At 61.5% G+C, this 11727-nt stretch carries 11 protein-coding genes and 1 tRNA gene; 8 read left to right on the top strand and 4 right to left on the bottom strand.

Annotated features, from left to right (window positions below):
* Positions 1 to 67: 67 nt before the first annotated feature.
* On the bottom strand, positions 68 to 562 hold the full coding sequence (locus M0654_RS16395) for an outer membrane protein assembly factor BamE (protein ID WP_248684028.1): 495 nt from the start codon (positions 560 to 562) through the stop codon (positions 68 to 70).
* 260 nt (positions 563 to 822) lie between these two features.
* Here M0654_RS16395 and M0654_RS16390 point away from each other — a divergent pair, with 260 nt between their 5' ends.
* From M0654_RS16390 to nadE, 8 genes are all read left to right on the top strand, one after another.
* Entirely contained in the window at positions 823 to 1383 is a 561-nt protein-coding gene (locus tag M0654_RS16390) for a ubiquinol-cytochrome C chaperone family protein (RefSeq protein ID WP_248684027.1), read from the top strand.
* A complete protein-coding gene (locus M0654_RS16385; RefSeq protein ID WP_118849213.1) occupies positions 1380 to 1946 on the top strand; it encodes a YceD family protein in 567 nt (188 codons plus the stop codon). The genes M0654_RS16390 and M0654_RS16385 overlap by 4 nt, the downstream gene beginning before the upstream one ends.
* Positions 1947 to 2092: 146 nt before the next feature.
* On the top strand, positions 2093 to 3139 hold the full coding sequence (plsX, locus tag M0654_RS16380; protein WP_118851490.1) for a phosphate acyltransferase PlsX: 1047 nt from the start codon (positions 2093 to 2095) through the stop codon (positions 3137 to 3139).
* Between the two features lie 18 nt (positions 3140 to 3157).
* Positions 3158 to 4129, top strand: coding sequence for a beta-ketoacyl-ACP synthase III (locus tag M0654_RS16375; protein WP_248684026.1), 972 nt, complete (start codon positions 3158 to 3160; stop codon positions 4127 to 4129).
* Positions 4130 to 4248: 119 nt separating this feature from the next.
* Entirely contained in the window at positions 4249 to 4587 is a 339-nt protein-coding gene (locus tag M0654_RS16370; RefSeq protein WP_118849215.1) for an integration host factor subunit alpha, read from the top strand.
* Positions 4588 to 4723: 136 nt separating this feature from the next.
* Positions 4724 to 5260 (top strand): MerR family transcriptional regulator, encoded by a 537-nt coding sequence (locus tag M0654_RS16365; protein ID WP_118849216.1) that lies wholly within the window; start codon positions 4724 to 4726, stop codon positions 5258 to 5260.
* Between the two features lie 138 nt (positions 5261 to 5398).
* Entirely contained in the window at positions 5399 to 5842 is a 444-nt protein-coding gene (locus M0654_RS16360; protein WP_118849218.1) for a BA14K family protein, read from the top strand.
* 128 nt (positions 5843 to 5970) lie between these two features.
* The gene (gene nadE, locus M0654_RS16355; protein WP_248684025.1) at positions 5971 to 6807 is read left to right on the top strand and encodes an ammonia-dependent NAD(+) synthetase; all 837 of its coding nucleotides are present in this window, start codon (positions 5971 to 5973) and stop codon (positions 6805 to 6807) included.
* A gap of 46 nt (positions 6808 to 6853) precedes the next feature.
* Here the strand turns inward: nadE and M0654_RS16350 are convergent, their stop codons facing one another.
* The 3 genes from M0654_RS16350 to M0654_RS16340 form a co-directional block, all read right to left on the bottom strand.
* Complete coding sequence (locus M0654_RS16350) at positions 6854 to 10063, bottom strand: PAS domain S-box protein (protein ID WP_248684024.1); 3210 nt, start codon at positions 10061 to 10063, stop codon at positions 6854 to 6856.
* 197 nt (positions 10064 to 10260) lie between these two features.
* Positions 10261 to 10337: transfer RNA gene (locus M0654_RS16345), tRNA-Pro, on the bottom strand.
* A gap of 131 nt (positions 10338 to 10468) precedes the next feature.
* Positions 10469 to 11680 carry an O-antigen ligase family protein gene (locus M0654_RS16340; RefSeq protein WP_248684023.1) on the bottom strand — a complete coding sequence of 404 codons (1212 nt, stop codon included), beginning with the start codon at positions 11678 to 11680 and terminating at the stop codon, positions 10469 to 10471.
* Positions 11681 to 11727 lie beyond the last annotated feature (47 nt).

The raw sequence follows: 11727 nt of genomic DNA, 5'->3' as shown, positions 1-11727 counted from the left end.
TAACGAAAAAGCCCGCGAGGATCGCTCCTCGCGGGCTTTCTGATTCTGATAAGCGGGCGTGCTTGGCTTAGTTGCCGCCGAAGCCACCAAGGATGCTGCGCGCGGCTGCCGCGCCGCTGCTTGCTGCACCCGTGCCGCCCGACAGCAACTGCTGCAGGAAGGTGAGGTCGCGGCCGCCGGTCGGGGTCGTACGGGAAATCGTATCGAAGACCTTGCCGTCCTGCAGCGTGTAGTTTGCGCGGCGAGCGACCACGCCATCCTTGTCGAAGTAGATGGCAAGAACCGTCTGTTCGACGAGGCGCGGCTTCATGGCGGCGAATGCGCGCTGGCGCTTCTGCGAGATGTAATAGAAGACCTCGGAATCGAAGGTGGCCGTCGTGGACGGCGTGCCCATCGTCAGCAGCACCTGCTCGCGGCTCGATCCTTCCGGGATCAGCTTCAGCGACTGCTCGTCAACGACATAGCCGTTATAGAGGGTGTCACCGATCTGCATCGACGTGCAGCCGGTCAGTCCGGCGGTTGCGATTACCGTGGCCAGGGCCGCTTTGCTCAAGAATGTCATTTCGTATCCGAAAACCCGCTTGCTCAACGGTGTCCCCCAAACTCAACTGGCCCCTGCTGAACCTTACCATTGTGGCTATTCAGGGACGTGAGACTGTCCGCAGCCGCTCTTCACGGTCGCGAAAATCCTCGACCCCGTTCGCTGGTCTGGCGGAACGGCATTGCTTTTCGTGCCTGCTTCGGTAAACCAGCTTTCGTTTCCATGCAACATCGGCCGGGCGCTTGGCCGGACATTCGTGGAGACATACAGCAGGAATCGAGATGATATTCGGCCTTTTCAAGAAGAAGAACCGCAACCAGGCGATCATCAACCGGCAATATGCGACCCTGACCGAGACGGCGCGCATCCCGTTCTTCTACAGCGACCTGCATGTGCCGGACACGGTCATGGGCCGGTTCGAGATGCTGTCGATCGTGATGATCCTGTTCTTCCGCAGGACGGCGAAATCGCCGGTCAGCGGCCAGGAACTGGCCCAGGAAATCGTCGACGCCTTCTTCCAGGACATCGATCACTCGATCCGCGAACTGGGTATCGGTGACCAGGGCGTGCCGAAACGCATGAAGAAGCTCGCCGGCATGTTCTATGGCCGGCTGGAAACCTATGCGGCGGCGTTGGAGAACAAGAACGAGGCGGAGCTTGCGGGAGCGCTGAGGCGCAATATCTATCCGAATGCGGATGATGCGCCCGAGATGCGGGAACTCGCCGGCTGGATGATCCGTGCGGAAGCGGCGCTTGCCACGATTTCCGAAGACGAGATCTCCACCGGACAGGCGGTTCTCCTAGATCCGGCGGCGCCCGCGCCAGAAAGGTATGTGTCGTGAAGAATGAACATGTGCGGAAGGAAAAGCCTCCGTTCTCCTACCCTGTGAAAGTCGGCCACGTTTCGGCCAATCCGATTACCGTGCGGCTGGAAGCCGATGAGCGCGAGCGCCAGGGGCTGGCGAAGCTGTGGCAGGTGGAAGCGGTCGATTCGCTCAAAGCTGAGCTGCAGGTCGTGCGCTGGAAGAAGGACGGCGTCCGCCTGAAGGGCCGCGTCGAAGCATCGATCGTCCAGGCGTGCGTGGTGACGATGGATCCGGTCGAGTCTAGAATTGAGGAAGACCTCGAGCAGATCTTCGTGCCGGAAGGTTCGAAGCTCGCCCGCATCGTCAGCAACGAAGCGGCCGAGATGGTGCTTGATCCCGAAGGTCCGGACCTGCCGGAGACCTTTGCAGGCGACACGATTGATGCCGGCGAAGTGGTCGCCGAATTCGCCGCACTCGCAATCGATCCCTATCCGCGCAAGCCGGGTGTCGAGTTCGCCGATCACCTGGAGAGCGATCCGAACGACGAAGCGGAGCGGCCGAACCCGTTCGCGGTGCTGAAAGACTGGAAAAAAGACTAAGCACGGTTGTCAGCAGGAGCGAAAACTATATTTTGGCCACGATTTCGCCGGCAGAGCCACGCAAGAGCTAGGCCGTTTGTGACGCAAGAAACTAGCGCATGGCCTTCCGGAGCATGCGTTCGGCGAAGATTAAGGATCAGGGACGCGTGATCAGAATTTCTCTCGACGCCATGGGTGGCGACTTCGGTCCCGAAGTCGTGATTCCGGGTGCCGCCAAGGCCTTGGAACGCCATCCAGACGTAACCTTCCTCATCTACGGGCTGAAGGCCCAGTGCGAACCGCTGCTCGCCAAATATCCGAAACTTCGCGAAAAGTCCGTGTTCCATGATTGCGAACTTGCCGTGGCCATGGATGAAAAGCCGAGCGCTGCCCTGCGGCGCGGTCGGTATGTCTCCACGATGTGGCGTTCGATCGAGGCGGTGAAGCTCGGTGAAGCGGACGTGGCCGTGTCGGCCGGCAATACCGGTGCGCTGATGGCGATGGCGAAGTTCTGTCTTCGGACCATGGCCAATATCGAACGCCCTGCAATCGCCGGGATCTGGCCGACCTTGAAGGGCGAAAGCATCGTCCTCGACATCGGTGCCACGATCGGCGCCGATGCTCAGCAGCTTCTGGATTTCGCGCTGATGGGCGGCGCCATGGCGCGCGCGCTTTTTGAAGTCGAGCGTCCGACCGTCGGCCTCCTCAATGTTGGTGTTGAAGAAGTGAAAGGTCAGGAAGAGGTCAAGGAAGCCGGCCGCCTGATCCGTGATGCCAACATGCCCACCATTGCCTATCACGGCTTTGTCGAGGGCGATGACATCGGCAAGGGTACGGTCGATGTCGTGGTGACGGAAGGCTTCACCGGCAATATCGCGCTGAAGGCCGCCGAAGGCACCGCGCGGCAGATCGCGACATTGCTGCGCGAGGCCATGTCGCGTACGCTGTTTGCCAAGCTTGGTTATCTTCTCGCCAAGAGCGCCTTTGATCGGCTGCGGGAGAAAATGGATCCGAACAAGGTCAACGGCGGCGTTTTCCTTGGCCTGAATGGCATCGTCATCAAGAGCCATGGCGGCACCAACGCCGATGGCTTCGCCGCTGCGATCGATGTCGGCTACGACATGGCGCGCAACGACCTCAATGCAAAGATCCAGCAGGATCTGACACTTTACCATGCCCGTCGTCAGCCCTTGGCTGGCCCGGAAACGGCATGACGACAGGATAAAATGAATATGATCCGTTCAGTGGTTCGCGGTTATGGAGCAGCGCTCCCGAAGCGGGTGATGACGAACAAGGAACTGGAGACGCTTGTCGACACTTCCGACGAGTGGATTGTCCAGCGCACCGGCATCCGCCAGCGTTACATCGCCGGCGACGACGAGACGACGGCGTCGCTTGGCGAACAGGCGGCCCGCGCAGCGCTCGACAACGCCGGCCTGATGCCGGATGACATCGACCTCGTTCTGCTGGCGACCTCGACACCCGACAACACATTTCCGGCCACGGCGGTGAATATCCAGAACCGGCTCGGCATGACGCATGGCTACGCCTTCGATATGCAGGCCGTCTGCTCCGGCTTCGTTTATGCGATGGCGACTGCCGACCTGCACATCCGCGGCGGCATGGCCAAGCGCGTGCTCGTCATTGGTGCGGAAACCTTCTCGCGCATCCTCGACTGGACGGACCGCACGACCTGCGTGCTCTTCGGCGACGGCGCCGGCGCGCTGATCCTGGAAGCTGCCGAAGGCGAGGGGACCGTCGCGGACCGCGGTATCCTGACCTCGCATCTGCGCTCCGACGGTTCGCACAAGGAAAAGCTCTACGTCGACGGCGGCCCGTCCACGACCGGCACTGTCGGCCACCTGCGCATGGAGGGCCGAGAGGTCTTCAAACACGCAGTCGGCATGATCACCGACGTGATCGAAGCCGCATTCGAGGCGACCGGGACAACGGCAGAGGATCTTGACTGGCTCGTGCCGCACCAGGCCAACCGCCGCATCATCGATGGATCTGCGAAGAAGCTCGGCATCCCGCCCGAAAAGGTGGTGGTGACGGTCGACCTTCACGGCAACACGTCGGCGGCATCCATACCGCTCGCCTTGTCCGTTGCACTCGCCGACGGGCGAATCAAGAAGGGCGATCTGGTGATGCTGGAAGCGATGGGCGGTGGCTTCACATGGGGTGCCGTTCTCATCCGCTGGTAAATTCGTACCTTCCTCGAAAAGAGAAATAATCGAGACGACACAGGTGCTTGACCCCTGCGTCCAAGCAAAATACTGTCTAGCGGCTTCGACAAGATCAATCTCAGAATTGGGCGGGGATCATGGCCGGTAAGACAGTGACACGAGCAGACTTGGCGGAATCGGTTTTCCGTAAGGTCGGGCTTTCTCGGACGGAGTCGGCCGAGCTTGTCGAGACGGTTATTGATGAAATCTGCAACGCCATCGTGCGTGGCGAAGTGGTCAAGCTCTCGTCGTTCGCGACCTTCCAGGTGCGCGCCAAGAACGAGCGTATCGGCCGCAACCCCAAGACCGGCGAGGAGGTTCCGATCTCCCCGCGCAAGGTCATGACCTTCAAGGCATCCAACGTTCTGAAGAGCCGGATACTCAAGGCTCATACGTCCCGCAAGGCAAAGCAGAAGCCGGTCAGCCCGGTCGCCTGAGCAGGTGCTTCGCGCCATCATCCGGTGAAAAGACTGCAAACATCCGACGTAACTCGTTGAGATTGCCTCGATTCGCGTTTATCAAACGAACAGTGGCTTCTGCCGTTGAGGCCGTTTCGTGTTGGGAGAGTGACGCGTGGACAAGAGCCCGGATGCTTTTCGCACAATTAGCGAGGTCGCAGATGACCTTGACCTTCCCCAGCACGTGCTTCGTTTTTGGGAAACCAGATTTCCGCAGATCAAGCCCATGAAGCGTGGCGGCGGGCGCCGCTACTACCGCCCGGAAGACGTGGATCTGCTGAAGGGCATCCGCCACCTGCTTTACGACCACGGCTACACGATCAAGGGTGTCCAGAAGCTTTTGAAGGCCAACGGCAACAAGTTTGTGGCGGCCATCGCCTCCGGCGACATGGCCACGATGGAAGCCATCATGGCGGCCAACAATGAAAAACACGTCGAGCCCAAGGCGCCTGCGCCGGACGAGGACCAAATCGTTGGGCGCCCGAAGGTGAAGCCAAGCGGCCGCTTCTTCGGCTTTGGCTCCTCGCAGGACGATGACGTTCCGGAAGTGTCGATCGGGAAATCGAGTGTCGGCAAGGAAGACAGGGCGCTGCTCCAGGAAGCGCTGTTTGACTTGCTGGAATGCAAGCGGTTGCTGGACCAGGTGCGCTGACGCTGTAGCGCCAAGATGCAAGAATAGCCGCTCCAGTTGAGGGCGGGCTGGAACAAGTAGAAGACAAATACATTCACCTCAGGTTCAGCCGGAGAAGACGATTATCGCGTCCTAACCAAGGCTCGTGGAGGTGAACTCATGAAAAAGAAACTCGCCGTCGTCGCATTGTCCTTGATGACCGCGCTCAGCAGCATCGTACCAGCGCAGGCATTCCCGTCTGTTAGCCCACTCAAGGTGGAAGCACCGAAGGATGTTGAACAGGTCCAGTACCGTCACCGTCGTGGTGGATGGCATGGCGGACGTGGCCACTATCGTCCCCGCCACTATGGGCACCGCCATTATCGGCGCGGTCCCGGTGCCGGCGCCATCATTGGTGGCCTTGCAGCCGGCGCCATCATCGGAGGCGCCCTTGCGGCACCCCGTTATGCCGAACCGCGTTATGTCGCGCCACGTCGTTACATTAGCGGTGGCAGCGCACATGTGAACTGGTGCTACTCGCGCTACCGTTCGTATCGCGCCTACGACAACACGTTCCAGCCGTACAACGGCCCGCGCCAGCAGTGCTACTCGCCTTACTCCTGAGACAGGGGGCAAGGAATGCAACGGAAGCCCGTTCTGCCTCGTGCAGAACGGGCTTTTTCTGTTGGCGGATAGGTGGTTAGAAGGAACTTCACCGCCTGCTCGTACGTCTAGATGAACCGGACAGAATCATGAAGGAGGCCTTCTTGTTGGAGGAACAGCAGAAAATCATCGAAGCGCTCGGCGTCACCTCGCAGTTCGATGCAGGGGAAGAAGCCGAGCGGCGCACAAGCTTTCTTGCCAACTACCTGAAGGCATCATCCGCCAAGGGCTTCGTGCTCGGCATCAGCGGCGGCGTGGACTCGCTGACTGCAGGGCTGCTGGCGCAAAGAGCGGTGGAGCAACTGCGGTCGGGTGGTTATGACGCAACCTTTGTCGCCGTCAGGCTGCCCTATGGCGAGCAGGCGGATGAGGCCGATGCTCAGGCTTGCCTCGATGTCATCAAGCCGGACCGGACCGTGCGGATCAACATCCAGCCGGCGGCGGATGCGATGATGGCCGAGGTCCGGCGGGAAGTCGATGATCTCGTCGCCGGACCGCGCCTGCATTTCCACCTTGGCAACGTCAAGGCGCGGCAGCGGATGATCGCTCAATATGCCTTGGCGGGCGGCATGCGTGGCATTGTCATCGGCACCGACCATGCCGCTGAAGCGCTGATGGGCTTCTACACGAAGTTCGGCGATGGTGCCGCGGACATCCTTCCACTGTCGGGCCTGAACAAGCGGCGGGTGCGGGCGGTGGCCAAGCATCTTGGTGCTCCGGACAACCTCGTTTTCAAGGTACCGACCGCCGATCTGGAATCGGATGCACCGTTGAAGCCGGATGAAGAAGTCTACGGCGTGACCTATGACGAGATTGACGACTTCCTGGAGGGCAGGGAGATCCGCAAGGAGTCGCTGGATCGCATCCTGTCGACTTACCGTGCCAGCGGACACAAGCGCGCGCTTCCCGTTGCGCTGACGGACTGAGATCGCTCGAGTAGATCGGGATTGCGCCCATCGGGCAATCCCGGCGTCACTTGACGGAAGCCGCGCCCTGCAACTGGTTCAACATGTTGGCGAGCTCGTCCTTGCGGAAGGGCTTGGTGAGGCGCGCCAGGCCCGGCTCGATGCCCTGGTCGCCGGAATAGCCTGACACGATCAGGCACGGCGTGCCCGGCAGCCGCGCCTTGACGATCTCGACCAGATCCGTGCCGGTCATGCCCGGCATCAGGTGGTCCGTCACCAGCACGTCGAACCGCTGGCCACCGTCCAGGATCGCGATCGCTTGCTCGGCAGAGGCTGCCTCGATGACGTTGTAGCCAAGATCCGCCAACATGTCCGCCGTTGTGAGCCGCACCAGTTCCTCGTCGTCGACAAGGAGTGCGGTGGTTTGCGAGGGAACCGATGCGACGGCCTCTGGCGCCTCGGTTGCGGGGGAGGCCGCTTCAAGGCTCTGCGGCAGCCATAGCTCGACATTGGTGCCAAAGCCCGGGCGGCTGGAGATCTTCAGCGCACCGCCGAGCTGCTGGGCAAGACCATGCACCATTGAAAGCCCAAGCCCGGTGCCCTTGCCGATGCCCTTGGTGGAGAAGAACGGCTCGATCGCCCGGGCAAGCGTCGCCTGGTCCATTCCGGAACCGGTATCTGCCACGGACAGGCGGATATAGTTGCCCGGCTGCAGATCGGGCCGCGGCCCGTCGCGCACCACCTCCTGGCTTGCCGAAATGCGCAAAGTCCCACCTTCCGGCATCGCGTCACGCGCGTTGACCGCCAGGTTGAGCAGTGCCATTTCCAGCTGGTTCGGATCAGCCTTGGCGGGCGGCAGGTCTTCTGAAACGTCGATCGCGACCTTGATCTGCGGCCCGGTGGTGCTCGCCACCAGTTGTCCCATGTCCTGAATGAGTTTCGCCATGTCCACCGGCACCGCCTGCAGCGGCTGGCGGCGTGCAAAGGCAAGCAGCCGCTGCACCAGCGTCTTGGCGCGCTCGGCAGATTGCATGGCACCCGAAATCAGCCGTTGTTCACGCTCGCCACCAACGCCACGACGTTGCAGCATGTCGAGACTGCCGACAATCGGCGTCAGGAGGTTGTTGAAGTCGTGCGCGACGCCGCCGGTCAACTGGCCCATCGCCTCCATCTTTTGGCTTTGCCGCAGCGCTTCTTCTGCTTTGCGCAGACGCTCCTGCTCCTCCATCCGCTCCGTTACGTCGTAGACGAACTGGTAGGCTGCAATGAGTTCGCCCGAGTCGTCGCGCAGCGCACTGAACTTCATTTCGTAGAAGCGCGTGTCACGGTCCGGATCACCGAATTCCCCAACCTCGGTAAACTCCTCACCGGACAAGGCCCGTGCCCAGATCCTGCGGACCGTCGCCTGGTTCTGTGGATGATCGGCCAGAAGCTCGAGCATGTTCATGCCGACCTGCGGCCGCTTGCCATAGATGCGCTCGAACTCGTCGGCCGCAGCCCTGTTGATCGCGAGCCACTCGTAGTCGGCGGACAGGACCTGCACGAAGGCATTCGTGCCCTCGACGATGTCGGCCAGTAGCTTGCGCTCCTGCAGCGCGGCTTCGATGCGCCGCTCCAGCGTCTGGTTCAGGTCATGAAGTTTTGCTTCGGCGACCTTTCGGTCGTGGATATCGACGGATGCACCATACCAGCGCACGATCGCGCCAGACTGCGGATCCCGGTAAGGCTCGCCGCGCACGAGAAACCAGCGATAGGCTCCGGAGGCCGAGCGTATCCGGTGCTCGACGAGGAACGTCGTGCCGTTGGCGCGCGCGGCATCAAACGCCGCGAGGGTCGCCTCGCCATCATCCGGGTGAACATGGCTGGCGGAAACGGCACTGGCGGTTGTCTCGGTCGGTTCCGATCCGGTGTAGACATACCAGTGGCGATTGAAGAACTCGGCCCTTCCTTCAGCATCTGTAATCCAGATGATCTGTGGCACGGCATCTGCCATGATCCGGAACTGCGTCTCGCTCTCCCGCAGCGCTGTTTCCGCCTCCTTGCGATCATGGATGTCGATGGAGGTGCCGACCCAGCCTGTTACGCTGCCGCTGCTGTCACGGAGCGGTTCCGCCCGCACGACATACCAGCGATAAACGCCGTCGGCGCGGCGATAGCGCACCTCGATTTCGTAGGTCTTTCCGTGCTCACGCGCTTCGGTCCAACGGGCCGCGGTTTCCTCGACGTCATCTGGATGCAGCGTGGTGATCCAGCCGTTGGGCAGGGCTTCTTCGCGCGTCTGCCCGGTATATTCATACCAGCGGTTGTTGAAGTAATGCGTCTCGCCGTCCGGGGTCGCAAACCACACGAAGGCCGGAAGCGCGTTGGTCAAGGTCCGCAGCGTCGCCTCGCTGCGCCTTTGCCGATCCTCCACCTCACGCCGGGCATCGATATCGATGACAGAGCCGACATAACCGAGATAGTCTCCGTTGTCGTCGAACCGGGGCGCGGCGGCATCGAGCGCCCAGCGATAGGTTCCGTCATGGCGGCGCAGGCGATATTCGGCGCGAAACGGGGAGCGCGTCGCATTGGCTTCAAGGAAGATGCGCTCAGCCTCGATCTTGTCCTCCGGATGGGTGGCTTCCAGCCAGCCGAACCCTTGCGCATCCTCCTGCGTCTGGCCGGTGAAGTCGTGCCAGGCGCGGTTGATATAGGTGCAGTGACCACTCGGATCGGTGACCCACATCATCACCGGGGCATGGTCTGCCATGTTGCGGAAGCGGGCTTCGCTCTCGATCACCGCATGCTCTGCCAGCACGCGGGCGGTGGTTTCCGTGCAGGCGCAGAACATGCCGGCCACATGGCCGCTCTCGTCCCTGACGGGAGAATAGGAAAAGGTGAACCAGGTCTGCTCCTCGAACCCCCTGCGCAGCATGAGGAGCGGCAGGTCCTGCCGGTAGATGGCGTTGCCGGACATGGCCGCCTGGATCAACGGCAGGATGTCCGTCCAGATCTCTGACCAGACCTCCTGGAACGGCTGGCCGATCGCCTGCGGATGCTTGGACCCAAGGATATCGGCATAGGCGTCGTTGTAGAGGAAGCCGAGTTGCGGTCCCCAGGCCACGAACATCGGGAACTTCGACGAGAGCATCAGGCTGACGACCAGGCTGAGCGATTGCGGCCAGCCCTCTGGATCCCCAAGCGGCGACGTGGACCAGTCGAGGTCGCGCATGCGCTGGGCGACCTCACCATCACCGGTGAGGAAGCTGAGAGGCGAGGCAGGCGTGGCTAGATCCATCGTCTTTTCCGTCAGTGCGTGCTTCGCGAAGTTGGTGTTGAGTAAATGGACGCCGCACGCCATCAGGGAAGCCCACAACCGGCACCTTCGTCAAGAAATCTCTAAAGGTCGGATGTATTGGCAAAAACGAAAAAGCCAGCAGGCAACGGGGCCGGCTGGCTTCAACCTCAGCTTACGCAAGTAAGCTCAAATAGAAATGGTCGGAATGGCGGGATTCGAACCCACGACCCCTTGACCCCCAGTCAAGTGCGCTACCTGGCTGCGCTACATTCCGTCACCGCTCGTTTGCCCGGCGCATGGCCAAGCTTGGGGAGCACGGTCTCCCTAGTCGTTCCCTTGTTTTGATGCAAGCGAAAAACGAGCGACGATGATCTCGGCCCGCGGTTCTCATGCGCCAGCGACGGCTCAGGCGCCCGCCGCTAGATCTTCCAAAGCGGCAGGATTATCCTCGGTTGCCGGTGCAGACGGTGCTCCGATGACGGAGGAGACGATGACCAGCGTCACGATGCCGACGCTCATGTTGTCGCAGAGATAACCTTCGAACATGCTGCCGAGGATGAGGCCGAAGAACAGCCCCGCCACCAACTGGCTGGCAGATGATGCCTGGGCGCTTCTGCTTGCCCGGTAGAGTCTGGCGAGACCTGCGAGGATCATGGCCGACATGATGAGGAAGTAGGGCAGGCCGTAAGCCGCCCAGCCGCGCATCAGCGAGTTCTCCGACGCGCCTTCGAAAACACCGAGCCCAAGCACCGGACGTTTGGTGATGCGATGGACTAGATCCTGCCAGGCCGCCGACCGGGTGTCGGTGAAGCCGCCGCGGGAATAGACCTCCAGCCAGTTGTCCTGAGCAAGGTCCGAAACAAGAACAAGGCTGACCACGGCCAAGAGCAGCGCGCCGGATACAAGGCGCGCCTTGAAGCCGATGACGCGCCAGGCGCAGAGGTAAAAGCCACCAGCGAGGACAACGAGCGCGGTGCGCGAGCCGGTCTGCACCAACAGGAACGCCGCGGCTGCCAGAGCCGCAGTGGCCATCGGCTTCAGCATGGGCCGGGCCGTCAGCGCCAGATGCAAGAGAATGATGCCGCAGACCGCCATCTGCACGCCGAGAAAGTTCGGATGAACCGTCGCGCCGAAGAAGCGTGCGTTCTGGCCAAGGTAACCGTAGCCACCCAGATAGAACATCAGGTTGAGGCAAACGAGGATAAAGGCAAGCAGGCTGAAAGCGGCCGCGACCGTGTCCGCCACGACGTCATCCCTCACGTTCGCTCGCCGGAAGGCGATGAAAACAGTCAGGAAAGCAAACAGCAGGAAGGCCTGCAGGCTCTTCAAAGCCAGCTCCGCATCCTCGAACGAACTGCGGAAGGCAGCATAGAAGGGCAGGGCGCAGACCAGCAGCGAAACCGGATGGAGGCTGAGCCGCAGCTCTGCGCCGAACAGGGAACATGCAGCAGCAAGCGCGACGATCGCCAGGACGATCGGAAACATCATGGGGCGCAGTGCAACGAGCCACGGATGCGAGATGGCTTCCACCACCAGTTCGCCGGTCAGTGTCGTATCAGCCTCGACCTTGAAGGCGGCGAGCAGCAGGCAGCCGAGAAGCACCGCGAGAAGCGGCATGTCGACATCCCTGCGCTGCCTCGGAAAAACCATCGGCACCCCCACCA

The organism is Neorhizobium turbinariae (assembly GCF_023223505.1).
In the GTDB taxonomy this organism is placed as follows: Bacteria; Pseudomonadota; Alphaproteobacteria; order Rhizobiales; family Rhizobiaceae; genus Neorhizobium; species Neorhizobium turbinariae.
This window is presented reverse-complemented; position numbering and strand designations above follow the sequence as displayed.